This is a genomic window from Mumia quercus, assembly GCF_025506335.1.
GTDB lineage: Bacteria > Actinomycetota > Actinomycetes > Propionibacteriales > Nocardioidaceae > Mumia > Mumia quercus.
In genome coordinates this window covers 370,803-392,015 of the sequence record NZ_JANZYO010000004.1, presented here as the reverse complement: position 1 = coordinate 392,015, position 21,213 = coordinate 370,803, and the positions used below count along the sequence as shown (strand labels likewise).

Annotated in this window: 20 protein-coding genes; 10 read left to right on the top strand and 10 right to left on the bottom strand. The window is 69.8% G+C overall.

Annotated elements, in window-relative coordinates; all coding sequences use genetic code 11:
- The first annotated feature begins 133 nt into the window (after positions 1 to 133).
- Positions 134 to 985 carry a phosphatase PAP2 family protein gene (locus NYZ95_RS11240; RefSeq protein WP_262851361.1) on the top strand — a complete coding sequence of 284 codons (852 nt, stop codon included), beginning with the start codon at positions 134 to 136 and terminating at the stop codon, positions 983 to 985.
- A 7-nt stretch (positions 986 to 992) separates the two neighbouring features.
- Here NYZ95_RS11240 and NYZ95_RS11235 read toward each other — a convergent pair whose 3' ends face one another.
- The 5 genes from NYZ95_RS11235 to dnaA all read right to left on the bottom strand — a co-directional run bounded on the left by NYZ95_RS11235 (position 993) and on the right by dnaA (position 6,753).
- Positions 993 to 1,544, bottom strand: coding sequence for a DciA family protein (locus NYZ95_RS11235; RefSeq protein ID WP_262851360.1), 552 nt, complete (start codon positions 1,542 to 1,544; stop codon positions 993 to 995).
- Positions 1,537 to 2,679 (bottom strand): DNA replication/repair protein RecF, encoded by a 1,143-nt coding sequence (gene recF / locus NYZ95_RS11230; protein WP_262851359.1) that lies wholly within the window; start codon positions 2,677 to 2,679, stop codon positions 1,537 to 1,539. The genes NYZ95_RS11235 and recF overlap by 8 nt, the downstream gene beginning before the upstream one ends.
- 8 nt (positions 2,680 to 2,687) lie before the next feature.
- A complete protein-coding gene (gnd, locus tag NYZ95_RS11225; RefSeq protein ID WP_262851358.1) occupies positions 2,688 to 3,563 on the bottom strand; it encodes a phosphogluconate dehydrogenase (NAD(+)-dependent, decarboxylating) in 876 nt (291 codons plus the stop codon).
- 51 nt (positions 3,564 to 3,614) lie between these two features.
- A complete protein-coding gene (gene dnaN, locus NYZ95_RS11220) occupies positions 3,615 to 4,757 on the bottom strand; it encodes a DNA polymerase III subunit beta (protein WP_262851357.1) in 1,143 nt (380 codons plus the stop codon).
- Positions 4,758 to 5,205: 448 nt separating this feature from the next.
- Complete coding sequence (gene dnaA, locus NYZ95_RS11215; RefSeq protein ID WP_262851356.1) at positions 5,206 to 6,753, bottom strand: chromosomal replication initiator protein DnaA; 1,548 nt, start codon at positions 6,751 to 6,753, stop codon at positions 5,206 to 5,208.
- 463 nt (positions 6,754 to 7,216) lie between these two features.
- On the opposite strand from dnaA, the gene rpmH reads away from it, so the two are divergent.
- The 8 genes from rpmH (at position 7,217) to NYZ95_RS11175 (ending at position 12,386) form a co-directional block, all read left to right on the top strand.
- On the top strand, positions 7,217 to 7,354 hold the full coding sequence (gene rpmH, locus NYZ95_RS11210; RefSeq protein WP_182397207.1) for a 50S ribosomal protein L34: 138 nt from the start codon (positions 7,217 to 7,219) through the stop codon (positions 7,352 to 7,354).
- 17 nt (positions 7,355 to 7,371) lie between these two features.
- A complete protein-coding gene (gene rnpA, locus NYZ95_RS11205) occupies positions 7,372 to 7,728 on the top strand; it encodes a ribonuclease P protein component (protein WP_262851355.1) in 357 nt (118 codons plus the stop codon).
- Between the two features lies 1 nt (position 7,729).
- Positions 7,730 to 7,987, top strand: coding sequence for a membrane protein insertion efficiency factor YidD (gene yidD, locus NYZ95_RS11200; RefSeq protein ID WP_262851354.1), 258 nt, complete (start codon positions 7,730 to 7,732; stop codon positions 7,985 to 7,987).
- The gene (yidC, locus tag NYZ95_RS11195; RefSeq protein ID WP_262851353.1) at positions 7,987 to 9,015 is read left to right on the top strand and encodes a membrane protein insertase YidC; all 1,029 of its coding nucleotides are present in this window, start codon (positions 7,987 to 7,989) and stop codon (positions 9,013 to 9,015) included. The genes yidD and yidC overlap by 1 nt, the downstream gene beginning before the upstream one ends.
- A complete protein-coding gene (locus tag NYZ95_RS11190; protein WP_443677478.1) occupies positions 9,008 to 9,583 on the top strand; it encodes a Jag family protein in 576 nt (191 codons plus the stop codon). Before yidC ends, NYZ95_RS11190 begins: the two co-directional genes overlap by 8 nt.
- A 9-nt stretch (positions 9,584 to 9,592) precedes the next feature.
- A complete protein-coding gene (gene rsmG, locus NYZ95_RS11185) occupies positions 9,593 to 10,225 on the top strand; it encodes a 16S rRNA (guanine(527)-N(7))-methyltransferase RsmG (RefSeq protein WP_262851352.1) in 633 nt (210 codons plus the stop codon).
- A 149-nt stretch (positions 10,226 to 10,374) separates the two neighbouring features.
- Complete coding sequence (locus NYZ95_RS11180) at positions 10,375 to 11,343, top strand: ParA family protein (RefSeq protein WP_308212235.1); 969 nt, start codon at positions 10,375 to 10,377, stop codon at positions 11,341 to 11,343.
- Entirely contained in the window at positions 11,340 to 12,386 is a 1,047-nt protein-coding gene (locus NYZ95_RS11175) for a ParB/RepB/Spo0J family partition protein (protein WP_262851351.1), read from the top strand. The genes NYZ95_RS11180 and NYZ95_RS11175 overlap by 4 nt, the downstream gene beginning before the upstream one ends.
- A 156-nt stretch (positions 12,387 to 12,542) precedes the next feature.
- Here NYZ95_RS11175 and trxA read toward each other — a convergent pair whose 3' ends face one another.
- The 5 genes from trxA to NYZ95_RS11150 form a co-directional block, all read right to left on the bottom strand.
- The gene (gene trxA / locus NYZ95_RS11170) at positions 12,543 to 12,869 is read right to left on the bottom strand and encodes a thioredoxin (RefSeq protein WP_308212234.1); all 327 of its coding nucleotides are present in this window, start codon (positions 12,867 to 12,869) and stop codon (positions 12,543 to 12,545) included.
- A 90-nt stretch (positions 12,870 to 12,959) separates the two neighbouring features.
- Positions 12,960 to 13,913: a thioredoxin-disulfide reductase gene (gene trxB, locus NYZ95_RS11165; RefSeq protein WP_262851350.1), complete on the bottom strand. Its 954-nt coding sequence runs from the start codon at positions 13,911 to 13,913 to the stop codon at positions 12,960 to 12,962.
- Between the two features lie 94 nt (positions 13,914 to 14,007).
- Complete coding sequence (locus NYZ95_RS11160; protein ID WP_262851349.1) at positions 14,008 to 15,588, bottom strand: protein kinase family protein; 1,581 nt, start codon at positions 15,586 to 15,588, stop codon at positions 14,008 to 14,010.
- A gap of 46 nt (positions 15,589 to 15,634) precedes the next feature.
- On the bottom strand, positions 15,635 to 17,434 hold the full coding sequence (gene murJ, locus NYZ95_RS11155) for a murein biosynthesis integral membrane protein MurJ (RefSeq protein WP_262851348.1): 1,800 nt from the start codon (positions 17,432 to 17,434) through the stop codon (positions 15,635 to 15,637).
- Positions 17,431 to 19,686, bottom strand: coding sequence for a DUF6049 family protein (locus NYZ95_RS11150; protein WP_262851347.1), 2,256 nt, complete (start codon positions 19,684 to 19,686; stop codon positions 17,431 to 17,433). The genes murJ and NYZ95_RS11150 overlap by 4 nt, the downstream gene beginning before the upstream one ends.
- A 75-nt stretch (positions 19,687 to 19,761) precedes the next feature.
- Between NYZ95_RS11150 and NYZ95_RS11145 the strand changes: the two genes are divergently transcribed.
- The gene (locus NYZ95_RS11145) at positions 19,762 to 21,213 is read left to right on the top strand and encodes a CCA tRNA nucleotidyltransferase (RefSeq protein WP_262851346.1); all 1,452 of its coding nucleotides are present in this window, start codon (positions 19,762 to 19,764) and stop codon (positions 21,211 to 21,213) included.

The following is a 21,213-nucleotide window of genomic DNA, read 5'->3' as shown; positions in this document are numbered from 1 at the left end:
GAGGGATCGGGACCCCATCGATGATGCCCCGTATGGGCGGCGACCCCCCTCGAACGCCTGTACGGGGCCTGCGTGCGCCCGACCTCCGGAGACGGTGTCGAACCTCGTTGCGCGATGAGGCAAGGTTGGGGGCATGGCATCTCCGACGGTCGCTCGCGCACCGTCCGCGGGACAGAAGCACTACCGCGGACGGACCCTCGCGTCCGCCTTCGGCCTCTTCGTGGTCTCCTTCGGCGCGCTGGTGCTCATGGTGTCGTACCTCCTCGACAACCCGCGCGGGCAACGGCTCGACCAGCAGGCGATGGAGGCGGTGTACGCGCGGCGGGACACGCTCGACCAGCTCCTGTCCGCCCTCGGCTACCTCTCGATCGGGACGATGGGCCTGACCATGATCGTGCTGCTGGCGATGGCGGCGCTCCGGCAGCGGTTCGCCGCCGCCGTTGCCGCGGTGATCGTGGTCCTGGGCGCGAACGTCACCACCCAGCTGCTCAAGCGGGTCATCCTCGACCGTCCGGACCACGGGTACGGCTGGCACGTCAACAGCCTCCCCAGCGGTCACACCACCGCCGCGATCTCGCTGGTGATCGCCGCCCTCCTCGTCGCTCCTGCCGCGCTGCGAGGGCTCGGCTGCCTGCTGGGCTCGGCCGCGGTCGTCCTCACCGGCGTCTCCACTGTCGTGGCTGGCTGGCACCGCCCGTCAGACGTGGTCGCTGCGCTCGCCGTGGGGCTGCTCTGGGGCGCAGGTGCGGTGTTCGTCCTCGCGCTGCGTCGCGCGGGCCCGCCGACCGGGAGCTTCATGGGCTCCCTGGGCTGGTCCCTGCTCGGCGGCGCGGCGGGCGGCGTCTTCCTCGTCCTCGTCGGCGTCCGCCCGTACGGCGGGTGGGACGGCGTCGGCCCGGCCGCGGTCGTCATGGTCATCATCGGCCTCGCCGTCGCGCTCGTCGTGACGGTCTTCGACCGGATCTCGTCGGTCTTCGCGCGCTGAGGCGCCCTCACCCGTACGTGTCGCGGGGTCCGCGGCCCTTGACGCGCAGCGAGCCCTTCGCCCAGCTCGGGCCCTGCGGGCCGCGCACGTTGATCCGCGTGACCGTCCCGTCGCCGAGGCGCTCGTTGAGCTTGCCGACGACGTTGGGGGCGAGCATCCGCAGCTGTGTCGCCCACGCCGTGGAGTCGGCCCGCACCCAGAGCTGGCCGTCGGCGTAACGGTCAGGTCGGCAGTGCTCAGCGATCTCCGCGCCGACGATCTCGGCCCACCGCCCGAACAGCCCGTGCACGGCCACCTCGGTGTCCCACCCGTGCTCGGTGACCAGACGGTCGAGCGTCGCCTCGAGGGTCTGGGGGTCACGGTCGTCCGGGTGCGCACCGCTCGCCCCGGGAACGGTCGGGCGGCGACGGCGCGGGCGCGACTTCTTCGACCGGGGAGCGGCGGCGGGCCCGACCGAGCGGTACGCACGCGCGATGCTCCGGGCGAGCTCGAGCCCGTCGCTCTGGTGCTCCTGCTCGGGCGTGGGCGGGTCGGCCGGCTGTTCGGGGTCGTCAGCCATCGGCACTCTCCTTCTCCCACACGACCTCGCCTGCCGCCACGTCGTAGCGCCGCCCCCGGAGTCCTTCGGGGACGTCCTCGGCGACCGCAGCGGTCACCAAGACCTGCTCCGCGTCGGCGACCCGCTCGGCCAGGTGCGTGCGACGGTCGCGGTCGAGCTCGGCGAAGACGTCGTCGAGGATCAGGATCGGGTCGTCGCCGTCGGCGCGCAAGAGGTCGTACGACGCGAGGCGCAACGCGAGCGCGAAGGACCACGACTCGCCGTGGCTCGCGTACCCTTTGGCCGGCATCGCCCCGAGCGACAGGACGACGTCGTCGCGGTGCGGACCGACGAGGCTGATCCCTCGCTCGAGCTCGTCGCGTCGCCGGCGGCTCATCTCTTCGACCATCGCCTCCCGCAGCACCTCACGGTCGCGGCTGTCGGGGAGCGTGAAGGACGGCTTGTACGTGGCCGCGGCCTCCGTGCGCTCGGCGGCCGCGGACGCCGCGACCGCGCGGTACGCCTCGGCGAGGTACGGGCCGAGCGCGTCGAGGAGCGCCAGCCGGGCCGCGAGCAGCTCGCCGCCGAACGCCGCGAGCTGGCCGTCCCACACCCCGAGCGTGTCGAGGTTCGCTCCGCGTCCGGCGTGCCGTGCCGTCTTGAGCAACGAGTTGCGCTGCCGCAACGCCCGCTCGTAGTCCGCACGGACCCCGGCGAACCGCGGCGACCGCAGGACGAGGAGAGCGTCGAGGAAGTGACGGCGGTCGCTCGGATCGCCCTTGACCAGCGTGAGGTCCTCGGGCGAGAACACCACCGACCGGAGCCATCCGAGGAGGTCGCGGGGCCGGGGGAGGGGACCGCGGTTCACCCGTGCGCGGTTGGAGCGCCCCGGCGTGATCTCGATCTCGAGCAGCGCGGAGCGGTCGTCGCGTACGACGTTGGCGCGCACGACGGCCCGCTCGGCGCCGATCCTGACCAGCGGTGCGTCGCTGGCGACGCGGTGCGAGCCGAGGGTAGCGAGGTAGTCGATCGCCTCGACGAGGTTGGTCTTGCCCTGCCCGTTGGCCCCGATGAACGCGGACGCGCCGGGCTCGAGGTCGAGCTCGAGCTCAGCGTACGAACGGAAGTCGTGCAGGGAGAGATGGGTGACGTGCACGCCTGCGGCTACTCCGGCTTCACCGCGTGGCCGCCGAACTGGTTGCGCATCGCCGCGATCGCCTTCATCGCCGGGGAGTCCTCCTGGCGCGAGACGAACCGGGCGAACAGCGACGCGGAGATCGCCGGGACCGGGACCGCGTTGTCGATCGCCGCCTCGACCGTCCACCGGCCCTCGCCGGAGTCCTCGGCGTAGCCGCGGATGCGCGACAGACCCGGGTCCTCCTGGAGCGCCTTGACCATGAGGTCGAGGAGCCACGAGCGGACGACCGTCCCCTCGCGCCACGACGCGAACACCTCGGTCACGTCGTCGACGAGGTCGACCTTGTCGAGGAGCTCGTAGCCCTCGGCGTAGGCCTGCATCATCGCGTACTCGATGCCGTTGTGGACCATCTTGGAGAAGTGCCCTGCGCCCACGCCACCGGCACGGACGTAGCCGCTGTCGGGACCGGGACGCAGCGCGTCGAACGCGGGCGTCACCTTGGCGATGTCGTCGGGGGCGCCGCCAACCATCAAGGCGTACCCCTCCTCGAGGCCCCAGACTCCGCCGCTGACACCGCAGTCGACGAAGCCGATGCCCTTCTCCGCCAGCTCGCCGGCGTGCCGGAGGTCGTCGGTCCACCGCGAGTTGCCGCCGTCGACCACGACGTCGCCCGGCGACAGCAGGTCGCGCAGCTGGGCGACCGTCTCGTGCGTCGGCGCACCGGCGGGCACCATGACCCACACCACGCGGGGCACGGGGAGCGCCTCGACCAGGGCCCCGAGCGACGAGACGTCGGCGAGCTCGGGGTTGCGGTCGTAGCCGACGACGTTGATGCCGGCGCGACGCAGGCGCTCGCGCATGTTGCCGCCCATCTTGCCGAGGCCGATCAGTCCGATGTCCATGGCACTCCTTGGAGTCGTGGGGGCAGGAACGGGAGCAGGCGTGAACCCGGGTCAGCCCGGGAGGCGCATCGGCATGATGAGGTAGCGGAACGACGTGTCGGGCTCGCCGCCGAGCTCCTGCACCCCTGCCAGGGTCGCGGGCCGGCTCGCCTGCGTGAAGGACAGGTGGACGACCGGGTCGGTCATGACCTGGAGGCCTTCGAGGAGGAACGTCGGGTTGAACCCCACGACGATCTCGTCGCCCTCGACCTGGGCCTGCAGGGTCTCCTGTGCCTGAGCGTCGTCACCGCTGCCCGACTCGAGGAGCACCTGGCCGTCGGAGAACGTCAGCCGCACCGGCGTGTTGCGCTCGGCGACCAGCGAGACGCGGCGGACCGCGTCGATCAGCTCCTGGCGGCCGACGAACGCCACGGTCTGCGCGTTGGCGGCGAACAGCTGCCGGACCTTCGGGAACTCGCCCTCGAGCATGCGGGTCGTCGTACGCCGGGTGCCGCTGCTCGTGGATCCCTCGAAGCCGATGAGGCCGGGGCCCTGGTCGCCGGTGGCGATCGCCATGGTGAGCTCGCCGCCGGACGTGAACGACTTCGCGATCTCCGAGAGCGAGCGCGCAGGCACCACGGCCGTCGCCGACGTGTCGGGGTTCTCGGGGAACCACGAGAGCTCGCGCAGGCTCGCCCGGAAGCGGTCCGTGGCGAGGAGCGAGATGGTGGAGCCGTCGAGCTCGATGCGGACGCCGGTGAGGAGCTGCAGCACGTCGTCGCGGCCGGCCGCGGCGACCGCCTGGGCGACCGCGGTCGCGAAGGCGTCCGAGCTCACCGTCCCTGAGGCGGTCGGCATCGCCGGGAGCTGCGGGTAGTCCTCGACGGGCATGGTCTGGAGGCTGAACCGGCTGCTGCCGCACACCAGCGACACCTTGGTGCCGTCGACGGAGACGTCGACGGGCCGAGACGGGAGGGACTTGCAGATGTCGGCGAGGAGCCTGCCCGAGACGAGCGCGCGACCCTCGTCGGCGACGTCGGCGTCGACGGTCGAACGCGCCGAGGTCTCGTAGTCGAAGCCCGACAGGGCGATGCCGCCGTCGGTGCTCTCGACCATGAGGCCGGCGAGCACGGGGACGGTCGGACGCGTCGGCAGGCTCCGGGCCGTCCAGGCGACTGCGTCGGCCAAGGCGTCGCGGTCGATGCGGAACTTCACAGCGATGTGCCTCCGGACGGGTGGGGCCGGCCACGACTGGGGCCGGTGAATGACATGTTTCCTGGAATCCTGCCACGGCTTCGGCCGGAGCGACCAGTCAGGGAGGTTGTCATTCGTCGTCCCCAGGTTTGGCCTGTGGACGACTTCGGACGAACGAGTGGATCTTGTAGTTCTCACCTCAGTAGTAGGGGCTGTTGATTCGGTGGACAACTTTGGTTGTTGCAGGTCAGAGCGCAAATCACCATGTTCACGCGGTGTGGATGGAGCCCTTGTGGTCTGTGCGGGGCAGTGGAGGAACGCCACTTCCTCCACCGGTCGTGCACGAAGCTCACGGGGTCCTGTGGATGAACTGGGGCTGTTATCCCCAGGGGTTTCCCCAGATGTGGGTAGTCAGGAATCACAAGAAAGGGGCGGTACGACGGATGTCGTACCGCCCCTCGGAGCGTGTTCAGCCGACCTGACGGGCCTGCTGCTTGATCCTGTTGGTGAGCTCCGTGACGTGGTTGTAGACCGTGCGCCGCTCCGCCATGAGGGTCCGGATCTTGCGGTCGGCGTGCATCACGGTGGTGTGGTCGCGGCCGCCGAAGTGCTGCCCGATCTTGGGGAGCGAGAGCTCGGTGAGCTCGCGGCAGAGGTACATCGCGATCTGGCGGGCCTGCACCAGACCTCGCGAGCGGCTGGCGCCGCAGATCTCCTCGATGGAGTACTCGAGGTAGGACGCGGTCTGGGCGATGATCAGGCCGGCCGTGATCTCCGGCTCCCCGCCCTCGGGGATGAGGTCCTTCAGGACGATCTCGGCGAGCGGGAGGTCGACCGCCTGGTGGTTGAGGCTGGCGAAGGCGGTGGCGCGGATGAGCGCACCCTCGAGCTCGCGGATGTTGGTCTGGATCCGGCTGGCGATGAACTCGAGGACCTCGGGCGGCACGGTGAGCTTCTCGATCTCGGCCTTCTTGCTGAGGATCGCGATCCGTGTCTCGAGGTCGGGCGGCTGGACGTCGGTCGTCAGTCCCCACTCGAACCGGCTACGAAGCCTGTCCTCGAGGGACTCGAGCCCGCGCGGTGGCCGGTCGGAGGTGATGACGATCTGCTTGTTGGAGCCGTGGAGCGTGTTGAAGGTGTGGAAGAACTCTTCTTGCGTCTGGATCTTGCCCTCGAGGAACTGGATGTCGTCGATGAGCAGGACGTCGGTGTCACGGTAGCGCCGCTGCAGGGCCGGCATCCGGTCGTCGCGGATCGCGTTGATGAAGTCGTTCGTGAACTCCTCGGTGCTCACGTAGCGCACCCGCGCGTTGGCGTACAGGCTGCGCACGTAGTGACCGATCGCGTGCAAGAGGTGCGTCTTGCCGAGGCCTGACTCGCCGTAGATCATCAGCGGGTTGTACGCGCGACCCGGCGCCTCGGCCACGGCGACGGCCGCGGCGTGCGCGAACCGGTTGGACGAGCCGATGACGAAGTTCTCGAAGTGGTAGCGCGGGTTGAGGCGGGTCTCGGCGGCGCGGACGTGGTGCGGCGGCCGGGCGCGGCTCGTGGTGGGCACGAACGCAGGCGACGCGTCGAAGCTCACGGGCGCGCTGTCGTCCTGGTAGGCGGCGGTGGTCGCGGGATCAGCGGGCTCCGAGGGGAGAGACGCAGAGTCGTTCGTCGACTGAGCCACTTCTCGATTTGTCGACAAATCGATGTCTTCCTGGGCCTGCGGTTCCTGGCTCGACGCAGGCAGGACGTTCGGGTCGACCGTCACGGCGATGCGGATCGGCCGGCCGAAGGAGTCCGAGAGCGCCTGCTCGAGCTGGGGCCGGAGGCGGACCTCCATCTGCGTCCGCGTGAAGTCGTTCGGCACCCCCACGAGGAGGGTGCTCTCGTGCAGCGTGATCGGCACGGAGCTCGTCACCCACGCTCGGGTGGTGACCGGGAGGATCTCGGTGATGGCGTTCCACCGCCGGTGGAGCGTTGCGCTGTCGATCACCTCCGAGGAAGGCATCGGCTGGTCGTCGCTCATGTTGGCCCCAATCTCCGGCTCCCTGTGCGGAAGGCACGTCCACATCGTTATCCACAATCTGTGGACTTACCGCTCCCCGTGACGAGATCCCCGCGATATCAGTGATCGTGCGACCTCGCGCACGACGGGCTCGGCCTGTGGATATCGTGGTATCCCGGGGACGCTAACAGTACAAATGGTCAGCGGCAACCGATTGTCCACAGGCCTCGGAGCCGTCCGCAACCTGGGGCTCGCGGCGTGGGCTCTGGACGTGTGAGGCGTCACGGGTGTAAGGCCGGTTTGACCACCTGAGGAGCGACCACGTACCGTTGAGAGGTCGAGGGTTCTCGACACCTGCCGCATGCCTACGTACGGGCCGCTTTCGCGCGCGTACGCAGGCGGGCGGTGGCCGTCGAGCCAGAGACCGCCCAGTACCCGATGACCGTGATCCTTTGCGGTCCGAGACACGATGGGGAGCACTCCCGTGACGAAGCGCACCTTCCAGCCGAACAACCGCCGCCGCGCCCGCAAGCACGGCTTCCGCCTGCGTATGCGCACCCGCGCCGGCCGCGCGATCCTCGGCGATCGTCGTCGCAAGGGCCGCGCACGCCTGTCGGCCTGAGCCGTGCTGGCCGTGCGGTGCTGAGCGCAGCCCATCGCCTGCGCACGAGCGACGACATCCGGACCACCATCAGGCGGGGACGCCGTGCGGGATCCCGCACCGTCCTCGCCCATGGTCGTTTGAGGGCCCGTTCGTCGGAAGACGCGACTCGGGTGGCGTTCGTCGTGGGCAAGCAGGTCGGGAACGCCGTCACGCGCAACACGGTCAAGCGGCGCCTGCGGGCCTTGATGGCCTCACGTCTGAGCGCGCTGCCTGGTGGATCCGACGTCGTGCTGCGCGCGCTCCCGCCCGCGGCACGGCGTTCGAGTGTCGAGCTCGGGCACGATCTCGACCTGGTCCTCGAGCGTCTGAGTCAGACGAGGACTCCTTCCTGACATGAAGTTCCTCCTCATCGCCCTCCTGAAGGCGTACCGGTTTGCGATCAGCCCGTTGTACGGGCAGGTGTGCCGCTACTACCCCTCGTGCTCGGCCTACGCGCTCGGCGCGGTCGAGGAGCACGGAGCGCTCCGAGGAAGCTGGATGGCAGTACGACGTATCGGCCGGTGCCACCCGTGGGCCGCCGGCGGCTACGACCCCGTTCCCCCCCGATCCGCAGCAGGCGGATCCTCCCCGACTCCACCGCGAGGGGTTTGATGTTCGACGCGATCGGCAACTTCTTCGACACCATCATGCAGCCGCTGTACTACGTGGTCTCGGCGATCATGGTGGCGTGGCACTGGGTGTTCACCAAGCTGGGGCTCGACCCTGACTCCGGCTGGACGTGGGCGCTCTCGATCATCGGTCTGACGATCACGATCCGGATGCTGCTCATCCCGCTCTTCGTCAAGCAGATCAAAGCCAGCCGCAACATGCAGCTGCTGCAGCCCAAGATCCGCGAGCTCCAGAAGAAGTACGGGCACGACCGCGAGCGCATGGCCCAGGAGCAGATGAAGCTGTTCCGCGAGGCGAACACCAACCCGTTCGCGTCGTGCCTGCCGCTGATCTTGCAGATGCCGATCTTCTTCGCGCTCTTCCGGGTGATCGATCACGCCGCCCGGGGCAACGCGTACGGCGTGCTCACCGACGCGCAGGCGGAGTCGATCCAGAACGCCACCTTCCTCGGCGTCCAGATCGCGAGCCGGTTCACCGACGACAACATGCACGTCAAGGTCGTGACGGCGATCCTCGTCATCTTGATGACGGCCACGACGTTCCTCACGCAGCGCCAGCTGATGATGAAGAACATGCCGAAGGACGCCCTGTCCGGCCCGTACGCGCAGCAGCAGAAGCTCCTCCTCTACGTGCTCCCGTTCGTCTTCGCCATCGGCGGTATCGCGTTCCCCGTCGGCGTCCTGCTGTACTGGACGACGTCGAACGCGTGGACCATGGGGCAGCAGTTCTACGTCATCCGCAACAACCCGGCACCGGGAACCCCGGCGTTCGAGGCGAAGCGCGAGCGTGACAAGAAGCGCGGCAAGCTGAAGGAGGAGCCGGCGCCCGAGGTCACCGAGACCCCCACGCCCACTCCTCGCCGCCAGCAGCCGAAGAAGCAGACGCGGGAGCAGCGCAAGAAGGGTTCCGCTCCCCGCGGGCAGCAGAACCAGTCCGCAGGCCCTGACTCATCGACGAACGACAACTCCTCGGACTCCGCGTCCGGAGAGGGAGGTGGAAGCGGTGACTGAGACGTCACACGACACGAACGCCCCGGCCTCGGACCCGGACGGCGACGCGACTGTCGACGCCCTGAGTGAGGCGGAGACGAGCAACGAGAGCGCGGCCTCGCGCAGCAAGCGCATCGAGCGCCTCGAGAACGAGGGTGACATCGCCGCGGACTTCCTCGAGGAGCTCCTCGACATCGCCGACCTCGACGGCGACCTGGACATGGACGTCGAGGGCAACCGCGCCGCGGTGTCTCTCGTCGGTGGCGACCTGGGGATGCTGGTCGGCCGCGACGGTGAGGTCCTCGAGGCGCTCCAAGAGCTCACTCGTCTCGCTGTCTACCGCGAGACTGGTGAGCGCAGCCGCTTGATGCTGGACGTCGACGGCTTCCGTGCACGCCGGCGGGACGTCCTCACCCGGCTCGCTGAGGAGAGCATCGCGAAGGTCCGCGAGTCTGGCGAAGAGCTTCGCCTCGACCCGATGTCGCCGTTCGAGCGCAAGGTCGTTCACGACGCTGTCGCGGCGGCCGGGCTCACGAGCGAGTCCGAGGGCCAGGAGCCTCACCGCCGCGTCGTCATCCTTCCTGACTGATCCCTGCTGATGGATGTTTCACGTGAAACATCGCCCCCACCCGAGGCGGCCGCCATCTTCGGCGGCCGCCTCGATGTGGCTCGGCGGTATGCAGATCTTCTGGCGACAGAAGGGGTGGTCCGAGGGCTGATCGGCCCGCGCGAGGTCCCGCGGATCTGGACGCGTCACCTCATCAACTGCGCTCTCCCCGCAGCTGGCCTGCCGACCGGCATCTCGGTCGCAGATGTGGGAAGCGGCGCGGGTCTGCCGGGCTTGGTCTGGGCGATCGCGCGGCCGGACGTCCGTCTGACCCTCATCGAACCCTTGCTCCGCCGCACCACGTTCCTGTCGGAGGCGGTCGACCAGCTCGGACTGTCCAACGTGGAGGTCGCGAGAGGCCGTGCGGAGGAGGTTGCAGGGGAGTACGACGTCGTGACCTCGCGCGCGGTGGCCTCCCTCGGCAAGCTCGCCCGGTGGTCGCTGCCGCTGGTGCGCAGCGGCGGACAGATGTGGGCGATCAAAGGATCGTCCGCTGAAGAGGAGATTGCTGAGTCACTCGCCGCTATCCGCGCGGCGGGTGGGACAAACCCACGCGTGGCGTCGTACGGTGAGGGAGTCGTCGAGACGCCTACGACCATCGTCATCATCGACAAGGCGGGTTGAATGCCAGTCCTCCACATTGCCCACGGTCTTGGCTATCCGTGGCTTTCCCCCAAGACGGATCCGCTCCCCGAGGATGTCGTGAAGACACCGGTCGGGTGGCAGCGACCGCCGGTTTCACGTGAAACAAAGACCCCTGAGGAGATGGCTGCGTGAGCGAGCCCTTCGTACCCCCGACAGTTCCGCGTGCTTCCGACCTCGCGCACTCCGGAGACGTCCTCGCCGACACGCCACTCGCGCGCGAGGTGGCCGACTCCCTCCAGCGTCAGCAGAACGTGGAGTCGGCCGAGCCGATGCCGCGTCCGGCGAGCACCCGCGTGATGATCGTGGCGAACCAGAAGGGCGGGGTGGGCAAGACGACGACCACCGTCAACATCGCCGCGGCAATGGCGACGCACGGCCTGCGGGTGCTGGTGATCGATCTGGATCCGCAGGGCAACGCCTCCACGGCACTCAACGTCGAGCACAGCGCTGACACGCCGGGCGTCTACGAGGTCCTCGTCGACGGTCAGAAGATCGACGAGCTGGTCCAGCCTTGCCCGGACGTGGAGAACCTCGACGTACTGCCGGCCTCCATCGCGCTCGCGGGCGCGGAGATCGAGCTGGTGCCGATGGTGGCTCGTGAGACGCGTCTACGCCGGGCCCTTGACGAGTTCCTGGAGCGGAACGCCCAGGCGGATCGGCCTTACGACTACGTGTTCGTCGACTGCCCGCCGTCGTTGGGACTGCTCACGGTGAACGCGCTCGCCGCAGCGCGCGAGGTGATGATCCCGATCCAGTGCGAGTACTACGCGCTCGAGGGTCTGTCGCAGCTCATCAAGACCGTGGACATGGTCCAGGACCAGCTCAACCCGTCGTTGAACCTGAGCACGATCCTCCTGACGATGTACGACGCCCGGACGCGCCTGAGCGCGGGGGTCGCGGACGAGGTCCGGTCGTACTTCTCCGACCGGGTGCTCAAGACGGCGATCCCGCGGTCGGTGCGCATCTCGGAGGCGCCGAGCTACCAGCAGACCGTCATCACCTACGACGCCAGCTCGCCGGGCTCGTTGTCCTACCTCGAGGCAGCACGTGAGATCGCCGAAGCGGCGACGATGAAGGAGACGGAGAGTCAGTCATGAGCCAGCGTCGTGGACTCGGCCGCGGTCTGGGTGCCTTGATCCCCACCGCGCCCGCGGAGGTTTCACGTGAAACCGCGAAGGTCGAGCAGGGGAGCGAGGGCAAGGAGGCACCGGCGCAGCCCGCAGTGCAGCCCGCAGCACAGGCGAACGCGGGAGGCGTGACGACGGAGCCCACGACCTCCGCCACCGACGACGGACTCCGGCCCGTCGAGGGAGCACGGTTCGCCGAGATCCCCGTAGGCCAGGTCTCCCCGAACCCACGCCAGCCGCGCGAGGTCTTCGACGAGGAGGCGATGGCCGAGCTGGTCCACTCCATTCGCGAGGTGGGGCTGCTCCAGCCGATCGTCGTACGCACCGTGGGCAAGGATGCCTACGAGCTCGTCATGGGCGAACGCCGGTGGCGCGCCTCCAAGGAGGCAGGCCTCGAGACGATCCCGTCGATCGTCCGCGACACCTCAGACGAGGACCTCCTTCGGGACGCCCTCCTCGAAAACCTGCACCGGTCGCAGCTGAACCCGCTCGAAGAGGCGGCGGCATACCAACAGCTCCTTGACGACTTCGGTTGCACCCACGACGAGCTCGCGACCCGCATCGGGCGTTCGCGGCCGCAGATCAGCAACACGCTTCGTCTGCTCCGCCTGACGCCGGCGGTCCAGCGTCGCGTGGCCGCGGGCGTGCTGAGCGCGGGGCACGCGCGCGCCCTGGTCTCGGTCGTCGACAGCGCGCGTCAGGACCAGCTCGCTCAGCGTGTGGTGGCCGAAGGCCTGTCCGTCCGTGCGCTCGAGGAGATCGTCGCGATGGGTGACGACCTGGCGGAGAAGCCGGAGCGTCGTCAGCGCCCCCGCCGAATCGTCGCCCCTCGCCTGACCGACCTTGCTGACCGTCTCGCCGATCGCTTCGACACCAGGGTGAAGGTCGACCTGGGGAAGACCAAGGGCAAGATCACCGTCGAGTTCGCCTCGATCGACGACCTCGAGCGCATCGTGACCTTGATGGATCCGGCGAAGCAGCAGGCAGCCGAGGACGAAGACCGCTCCGCCTAGACGATGGACATAGCGACAAATCAATTTGTCGACAAATCGTTTAACCGCTGAATCGCAGGATCGAGGACAAAGCCGAAGGGCCCGACACCGGTATGGATGGTGTCGGGCCCTTCGGCTTCTGCGAGGTCGTCGGTCGAGCCGACGAGGGGTGCCGGCTCAGCCGACGAACGCGTCGAGCTCCTTGAGCAGGACGCTCTTGGGCTTGGCGCCGACGATCGACTGGACGATCTCGCCGTTCTGGTAGACGTTCAGCGTGGGGATGGACGTCACGCGGTACGACGCAGGCGTCTGCGGGTTCTCGTCGACGTTCATCTTGACGATCGTGATCTTGTCGCCGTGCTCAGCGGCGATCTCCTCGAGGATCGGGGAGACCTGGCGGCACGGACCGCACCACTCCGCCCAGAAGTCGACGAGCACGGGCTTCTCGGAGCCCAGCACGGTGGTCGGGAACTCGGCGTCGGTGACGGCCTGGATGTTTCCCACGGTTGCTTCCCTTCGGGTTGTCGGACGGCGGGTCGATACGTGTGTGGGGTGGAACGCCCCCAGGATCGAGTCGATTCCCGGGGGCGTGTCTCACGCGGTCGCGAGCGCCGCGTGCTCAAGATCGGCGATGTAGCGCTCGGCGTCGAGAGCAGCGGAGCAGCCGGTCCCGGCCGCCGTGATCGCCTGCCGGTACGTGTGGTCGACGAGGTCGCCGGAGGCGAAGACGCCGGGGACGTTCGTCCGCGTCGATCCTGGCTGGACGAGCACGTAGCCCTCGGCGTCGAGCTCGACCTGGCCGGTCAGCAGCTCCGAGCGGGGATCGTGGCCGATCGCGATGAACAGTCCGGTCGCCGGGACGAAGCGCTCCTCGCCGGTCACCGTGTCCTCGAGGACGACGCCCTCGAGCGACAGCTCGCCTCGGATCTCCTTGACGGCAGAGTTCCAGGCGAACTCGATCTTGTCGTTCTTGAAGGCGCGCTCCTGCATGATCTTGCTGGCGCGCAGCTCGTCACGGCGGTGGACCAGCGTGACCTTGTCCGCGAAGCGGGTGAGGAAGGTCGCCTCCTCGACGGCGGAGTCGCCGCCACCGACGACGATGATCTCCTGCTTGCGGAAGAAGAAGCCGTCACAGGTCGCGCACCAGCTGACGCCGCGACCGGAGAGCCGGTCCTCGCCGTCGATGCCGAGCTTGCGGTAGCCGGAACCCATCGCGAGGATCACCGTGCGGGCGTGGTGCTCGCCGGTAGCCGTACGGACGATCTTCACGTCACCCGTCAGGTCCACCTCGACGACGTCGTCGGCGACCAGCTCCGCGCCGAAGCGCTCGGCCTGCTGGCGCATGTTGTCCATGAGCGCGGGACCCTCGATGCCCTCGGGGAAACCGGGGAAGTTCTCGACGTCGGTCGTGTTCATCAGGGCGCCACCAGCGGTGACGGACCCCTCGAAGACGAGCGGGGCGAGGTTCGCGCGAGCCGTGTACACCGCCGCGGTGTAGCCCGCGGGGCCCGACCCGATGATGATCACGTTGCGTACGTCAGTGGACATGCTCCGCCTATCGGTCTGCTGTTCGTGCGGCGTCGACCGCACTCCACACAACGCATCCTAGGCCGGGGGCATTCCGGGTCCGCGACGGACGTGCTCACTCCAGGCCACGCACCGTGACCTCGGACACCACGCCCTGGAAGATGTCGTTCTCGCGCTCGGGGAGGCGTGTCAGCCAGAGCAGCAGGTAGCGGGTCTTCACGGGTTGGGAGAACGACACGGAGGCGCCCGTCGGGGCGTCGGCGTACCCGCCGACGCGTTCCATCTGGCTGACCTCGGTCGGAGGCTGGTTGCGACCCGGCGCGGCGTACACGCGGAACGAGGTCGGGGCGGCCCCGAACAGCACCTGCATCGCGGTCACGTCCCGCGGGCGCCCCAGGTCGAGGAGGAGCCCGACGCCGTCCTTGAGCCCGCCGAGGTCGTTGCGGCGGTAGTACTCCATCGTGATCCACGACGTCGAGGGATCGCCGTCGGTCGCGAACTCGACCGTATTCGGGCTCTCCTGCCCGTCGCCGTCCGGCGGGGGATCGAAGGCCTCGACGCTCTTGATGCCGAGGTCGACGACCGCGCGGCTCGCCTCCGCCGGAGGCTCCGTGGCCCGGGTTGTCGGGTCGCTCGGGGCAGAGACGCGCCCGAGGATGAAGGTGAGCACCGCCGCGAGGACGACGATCACCGCGAGGGCGATCCAGATCAGACCACGCTCACCCTTCGTGGAACGGACGACCTTCGAGATGCCGCGCTCGATCGGCGTCGGAGGCGGTGGGGCCAGCGCGGCGGGCCGCGGCTTCGGCGGGTTGACGGCCGGGGGCGGCTCGCCCGCGCCCGTACGGACGGGGTCGTGCCGGAAGAGGTCGGGCGACGAACCGGGGGTCACGTCCGGGTCGAGAGGCTCCTCCTCGCCGGTGATCGCCAGCTCGAGGGCGACGTCGCGCGCCGTACGGAGCGGGGGCCGGTGGTGGCGGGGAGGGCGCCCGAGGATCCGGTCGCAGATCGTGTCGACGTCGTGGGAGACACCGGCCCTGACCTGCCGAGGACGGAGGATGCGTCCGTGCTCGCGCGGGGCCGGAGCGAGCAGCTCGTCGCCACCGGGGTAGCGACCGGTGAGGCAGGCGTACAGGATCTTGCCCAGTGCCTCGACGTCGAGCTGCTCGGCGTAGCCGACGTCTGCGTCGTCGACGTCGTGGTGGGCCGACCGCAGCGCGTGGTCCGTGGCGAGCCCGATGATGCGGATGCCGCCGTTCTCCTTGAGCAGCACCGTCGCCGGCCGCAGGTGGCGGTGGTAGACGCCCGCGTCGTGGGCGTGCGCGAACGCGTCGGCGAGCTCGAGCGCGACGGTCGTCGAGCGCGCGTTGGTCAGCGTGGACGGACCGAGGACGTGGTCGAGGGAGACGGCACGCGCCCACTCGCGTACGAGGTAGGTGTGCCCGTGGTCGTCCTCGACGATGTCGAGGACCCGCAGGAACCGCGGGTCGGAGACTGCGGTCGACCGCCCGGCGGCCAGCACGAACGCGGTCGCGCGACGGTCGTCGGCACGCAGCGCCTGGATGCCGACGTTACGGTCGAGGACGGTGTCGTAGGCCTTCCAGGTGACGGCACCGCCCGACTCCTTGATCAGGTCGTCGAGGCGGTAGCGACCCGAGAGCAGGGTCCCGGAGCTCAGTGCCGCAGTCTGGTCCACGCTTCATGCTATCGAGGTCCGCGGCGGCGCCGGCACCACCGCGCGCTCAACGACGCAGAACCGTCTTCACGACCGACGTCACCTCGCCGATCCGCAGCAGCCAGGCGGCGACGAGATAGGTCGCCGCGCCGAGTCCGCCGAACAGGACGAGGGCCAGCAGGGCGTCGAGCTTGCCGTCGCCGTCGATCCCGAGGGGGCCGGCGAGCAGTGCGGCCGACCCGAGGATCGCCCCGCCCGCCAGCAGGCACGCGAAGACCAGGCGCAGCAGGAACCCGATGGCGCTCCAGTCGACGACGGTGCCGATCCGACGCGACAGGACGGTGATCGCCAGCAGCGAGCCGACGAGGTACGCGGCGCCGTAGGCCAGGGCGAGCACCGACGAGATCGCGTTCGGCTCGACCTGGGAGGCGAGGGTGATCGCCAGGCCGATGTTGACGGTGGCCAGGACGATCTGCAGGAAGAACGGTGTCCGGGTGTCCTCGAGGGCGTAGAACCCGCGCAGGCTCATGTAGTGCAGCGAGAAGAAGATGATCGCCGGCGCGAACGCCGCGATCGTCACCGAGACGGTCTCTGTCCGGCCCGCCATGGCGCCCCACGACGCCACGACGGTGCCGAGCGGCCCCGACAACGCGAAGACCGCGACCGCGATCGGGGCGATCAGCGCGAGGACGAGCCGGATGTTGTTGCGGATCTCCGCGCGCATCCGGGCGAAGTCGCCCTCCGCGGCCAGCCGCGAGATCAACGGCATGGTCGCGGTGACCAGAGAGACGGTGATGACACCGTGCGGGACCTGGGTGATGAGGAACGCGCTGGCGTACACCGTCGTCCCGGCCGGATCCGGGTCGCCGTTGGCGACCGCGAGCAGACCCGCGCTCGTCCCGATGCGGGTGATGACGACGAACATCACCTGGTTGACGAGGATGAAGGCAAGCGTCCACGCGCCGAGCTTGAGCGTGTGGCCGAGCCCGACGCCTCGGAAGTCGAACCGCGGGCGGTAGCGGAATCCGGCTGCCCTCAGGTACGGCACGAGGATCAGCGCCTGGACGGCGATGCCGACGGTCGAACCGACGCCGAGGAGCAGCTCCTGACCGCCGGTGAACCCGTCGGAGCCGTTGCTGCCGCCGTAGACGACCAGGTACGTGCCGAGGACGGCGCACGAGATCACGTTGTTGGCGATCGGCGCCCACATCATCGGCCCGAACCGACCGCGCGAGTTGAGGATCTGGCCGACGAGCACGAAGGCGCCGTAGAAGAAGATCTGCGGCAGGCAGTAGCGCATCAGCGCGTACGCCGACGAGAGCGCGTCCTCGTTGCCGGGGTCGAAGAGCCTGCTGTCGAAGACGAGCCTGACCAGCAGCGGTGCGAGCACGACCAGGACGACGGTGGCGATCCCGAGGACGAGGAGTCCCAGCGTGACGATGCGTTGCGCGTACGCCTCGCCGCCGTCCGCGTCGTACTTCATCGCGCGGACCAGCTGAGGGACGAGGACGACGTTGAAGATGCCGCCGGCCAGCAGGATGTAGAGCGCGTTGGGGATCGTGTTCGCGCCCGTGAAGATGTCGGCGTTCAGGCTGCTGCCGATGGCCGCGAAGATCAGCGCTGAGCGGACAAAACCCGACAGACGAGACACGATCGTGCCGGCCGCCATGAGGACGCTCGCCGAGAGCAGTCCCGTCGACGTCCGCCGCTCGGCCTCAGCGACGGCTTCGCTGGTCTGCGTCACCTCCTCGACCGCGTCGGCCTCCGTGGCGAGGAAGGGAGCCTCTTCCGCGGTCGCCGCCTCCGCGGGGGCGGGGCCGGGCTGGGCCGAACGGCGTTCGCGCCGGGAGAGCCGGTGCTTGCTCATGCGCCCGCCTCGCCGGACTCGACGGCTTCGCGCGCACGGGCTTCGTCGTTCACGTCGTCGTTCTCTTCTTCCTCGTCGTGGAGCGTCTCGACCTTGCGGCCCGTGATCACCCGGCGGACCACGGCGAACACGACGAGCAGCAGCGTGAGTCCCAGGAAGAGCCAGATCACGCGACCCACCACGCTCGAGCGGACGGTGAAGCGTGCCGGCTCGCTGAGCTCGCTGCCGCTCACGGTGACGAGCGCGGCCGTGAACGTCGTCGTCGTCGCCTGACCCACGTCGGCCGAGACGGTGATCGTGACGCTCTGTCGTGCCGAGATCTGCTGCGGCTCGATGTCGGCGATGCGTGAGCTCGAGTCGTCCGCGGTGAACCGGACGCCGACCGTGACCGGGGTCGACAGGCTGTTGGTGATCGTGATCGGGAACCGGCCCGACGAGCCGGAGAGCGTGACGAAAGACGAGGCCGACACGCTCACCCGGTCGAGGATCCGTTCGACCGCGTCCGCCTGCGCCTCGGCGTGCTGGACGCCTCGGGTGCGCGCGGCACGCCACTCCTGCGACGCCGCCAGCGACGCGCTCTGCGCGTAGAAGATGTCGCGCCCCTCGTCGTCGCCGAGCAGCTCGCTGACGACGCGCCCGCCGTCGACGATCCGTGCTGCCGCCTCGACCTGCTCGGCCGTGATCGGGCGCTGGTTAGCCCGCGGGGGCAGCGCGATGCGGCCGGTCCAGCGGCGCGCCTTCGCGAGGACGGCGTCGGCGGTCACCGGGCGTACCCAGGGGGCGTCGAACACGTCGTGGAACTGGGCGCGAGCCCACTCGTTGCCCGGGTCGAACGTGGCCGACGGGAGCACCACGATCCTGCGCGCGCCACCCCCGGTGAGGCCGAGCGCCGCGCGCGAGGCGATGCGCTGGCGCAGGGCGAGCGCCGGGCTCGTGGCCGACGAGTCCGCCTGGAGCCCGGGGTCGACGACCACGACGTCCATCGGGGCGCCGCGGACCTCGGCGCGCAGCCCTGTCCCGTCGGCGGGGGTCCACTCGGGCAGCACCTCGGGGGACAGGACCGCGATCTCGGTCCCGAGCTGGCGCGAGCCTGCGAGCCTGCCGGCGTTGGTGATCCCGTTGGGGGGCCACAGGACCGTCCGTGCGCTCAGCCCGAACTGCGCGAGCGTCGCCTCGGTCGCCGTCTTGGCCGCCTCGACCACGGTTGCGCCGGCCTCTCCGGCGCTGCGTCGGGTGATCGCGAACGCGTCGGGTCGCCCGTACGGCACGGCCCACACCGGATGGGTCTTGGCGTAGGCCACGAGGTCGGTGAGGAACGTCGCGACGCGTGCGCGCGCATCGCTGGGCTCGGTCGGCGCCTCGTCGGGGTCGGCCTCGTCGGGGTCGGCAGGCGCCGGCGTCGGCTCACCCTCGGGGACGAAGGTGGCGGTGCCCCCGGGTCCGCCCTGGCGGTTGGGGCCGTAGGAGTCGGCAGCGATGTCACGCAGCGCGTCGAGCAGGGCCGGGTCGAGCAGCACCGTGGACGGCGACGACTCGTCAGAACGGGCGAGGTCGAGCAGGCGCCTGAGGCGACCGCCGGGCGACACGGACTGGACGAGGCCCGTGGTGTCGGCGTAGCGGTTGCGGTCGTCGCGCTGCACCGGTGCGATGAACGGCCAGACGATCGACACCTGCGCGGTCTTGGAGGGTTTCTTCCCGACGAAGGGGATGCTCGTGTAGCCACGCCCCACGGCGTCCGGCGAGCGGTTGCCGTCGGGCCCGGTGGCCAGCACGTGGACGCCGACGGGATAGACGCCCTCGGTCGTCACCCGCAGCTGGGAGAACGGCACCTGGAGCTGGAAGGTCGTCGTGTCGCCAGGGGCCAGGTCACCGGCAGCCACCACGGCGCCACCCGTGGTGAACCGGGTCCCGGTGACCTCCGCGGAGGGGTTCGCGAGTGCCTCGTCCAGAGCGGCGGCGTCGCCGAGCGGTACGGCCGGCATCACGAGGTGGACGCGCAGGCGGCTCCATGCCTGGGACGACGGGTTGGTGACGCGGCCGCTGATCGTCAGCGTGTCACCCTTGCTCAGCGTCGCCGGTGACAACGCGTCGATCGCGACGGCAAGGCGGTCGGCGTCCGCGGCGCGGGCGGGCGCGACGGACGGGGGCGCCGCCAGCAGCGCCGCCATCAGGGCGACCAGCGCGGTCGCCAGCAGCCCCCGTACGGCGCCGCGGTGCGCGGGACGGGAGGAGCGGACTTCGGCGCGTGTCATCGGGGCAATGCTAGAGCGAGCGGTCGAATCGGCGGACCCAGCCACGGTCGAGGCCGCCCCGTAGAGTGGTGGGTCATGGCCACCGCGTCCCCTTCCCCCGCCCTGCACGATCCCGGGGCAGCACTCGCCGACCGACTCGACGCGGCGCCCGAGGTGCTCGAGCTCGCCCGTCGTTTCGGTGACGCCGGCCACACGCTGGCCCTCGTCGGCGGCCCTGTGCGCGACGCCGTCCTCGGCCGACCGACCCACGACTGGGACGTGACCACGTCCGCCCGTCCCGACGACAGCGAGCGCATCCTCGACGCCTGGGCCGACGCGACGTGGGACGTCGGCCGCGACTACGGCACCATCGCCGCACGCAAGGGCGACCTGCAGATCGAGGTCACCACCTATCGCAGCGAGGAGTACGACGCGTCCTCGCGCAAGCCGCAGGTCTCGTACGGCGACTCGCTCGAGGGTGACCTCTCTCGCCGCGACTTCACGGTGAACGCCATGGCGTACCTCCTGGACTCGGCGACCTTCGTCGACCCTTTCGGAGGGCTCGCCGACCTCGACGCAGGCCTTCTCCGGACGCCGGTGTCGCCGACCCAGTCGTTCGACGACGACCCGCTGCGGATGATGCGGGCGGCCCGCTTCGTCGCGCAGCTGGGCTTCACCCCGGTGGAGGAGGTCGTCGCCGCCATGACCGCCATGGCCGAGCGCATCACCATCGTGTCGGCCGAGCGCGTCCGCGACGAGCTCGACAAGACCCTGCTCGCCGACCACCCGCGCGCGGGTCTCACGCTGCTGGTCGACACCGGGATCGCGGCGTACGTGCTTCCTGAGCTCCCCGCGCTGCGCCTCGAGCGCGACGAGCACCACCGCCACAAGGACGTGTACGACCACTCGCTCACCGTCCTCGAGCAGGCGATCGCGCTCGAGGACCGCCTCCCCGACGGTGGGCCCGACCTGGTCATCCGTCTCGCGGCGCTGCTGCACGACATCGGCAAGCCGAAGACGCGCCGCTTCGCCGACGACGGGACGGTCACGTTCCACCACCACGACGTCGTCGGGGCCAAGCTCGCCCGCAAGCGGCTGCGCGCGCTGCGCTACTCCAACGACGTCGTCGACGAGGTCACCAAGCTCGTCGAGCTGCACCTGCGCTTCCACGGGTACGGCACCGGCGAGTGGACCGACTCGGCCGTACGCCGCTACGTCCGCGACGCCGGCGACCAGCTCGCGCGGCTGCACGTCCTCACCCGTGCGGACTCCACGACCCGCAACCGGCGCAAGGCCGAGCGCCTCCAACGGACGTACGACGACCTCGAGCGACGCATCGCGGTCCTGGCCGAGGCCGAGGAGCTGGAGAAGATCCGCCCCGACCTCGACGGCAACGCGATCATGAGCATCCTGGGCATCGGACCCGGCAAGGTGGTCGGAGAGGCGTACCGGTTCCTCATGGACCTGCGCCTCGACCGCGGTCCGCTCGGTGAGGACGCGGCGCGCGAGGCGCTTCTCGCCTGGTGGGCCGCGCGCGACGACGGGTAG

Bases quoted from the DNA above. Each gene is read 5' to 3' on its own strand.
- dnaA (WP_262851356.1), bottom strand. From the start codon at position 6,753: ATGAGCGACGACCAGCCGATGCCTTCCTCGGAGGTGATCGACAGCGCA.
- yidD (WP_262851354.1), top strand. From the start codon at position 7,730: ATGAAGTTCCTCCTCATCGCCCTCCTGAAGGCGTACCGGTTTGCGATC.
- trxB (WP_262851350.1), bottom strand. From the start codon at position 13,913: ATGTCCACTGACGTACGCAACGTGATCATCATCGGGTCGGGCCCCGCG.
- NYZ95_RS11235 (WP_262851360.1), bottom strand. From the start codon at position 1,544: ATGGCTGACGACCCCGAACAGCCGGCCGACCCGCCCACGCCCGAGCAG.
- NYZ95_RS11175 (WP_262851351.1), top strand. From the start codon at position 11,340: ATGAGCCAGCGTCGTGGACTCGGCCGCGGTCTGGGTGCCTTGATCCCC.
- NYZ95_RS11150 (WP_262851347.1), bottom strand. From the start codon at position 19,686: ATGACACGCGCCGAAGTCCGCTCCTCCCGTCCCGCGCACCGCGGCGCC.
- gnd (WP_262851358.1), bottom strand. From the start codon at position 3,563: ATGGACATCGGACTGATCGGCCTCGGCAAGATGGGCGGCAACATGCGC.
- NYZ95_RS11240 (WP_262851361.1), top strand. From the start codon at position 134: ATGGCATCTCCGACGGTCGCTCGCGCACCGTCCGCGGGACAGAAGCAC.
- yidC (WP_262851353.1), top strand. From the start codon at position 7,987: ATGTTCGACGCGATCGGCAACTTCTTCGACACCATCATGCAGCCGCTG.
- NYZ95_RS11145 (WP_262851346.1), top strand. From the start codon at position 19,762: ATGGCCACCGCGTCCCCTTCCCCCGCCCTGCACGATCCCGGGGCAGCA.
- murJ (WP_262851348.1), bottom strand. From the start codon at position 17,434: ATGAGCAAGCACCGGCTCTCCCGGCGCGAACGCCGTTCGGCCCAGCCC.
- rsmG (WP_262851352.1), top strand. From the start codon at position 9,593: ATGGATGTTTCACGTGAAACATCGCCCCCACCCGAGGCGGCCGCCATC.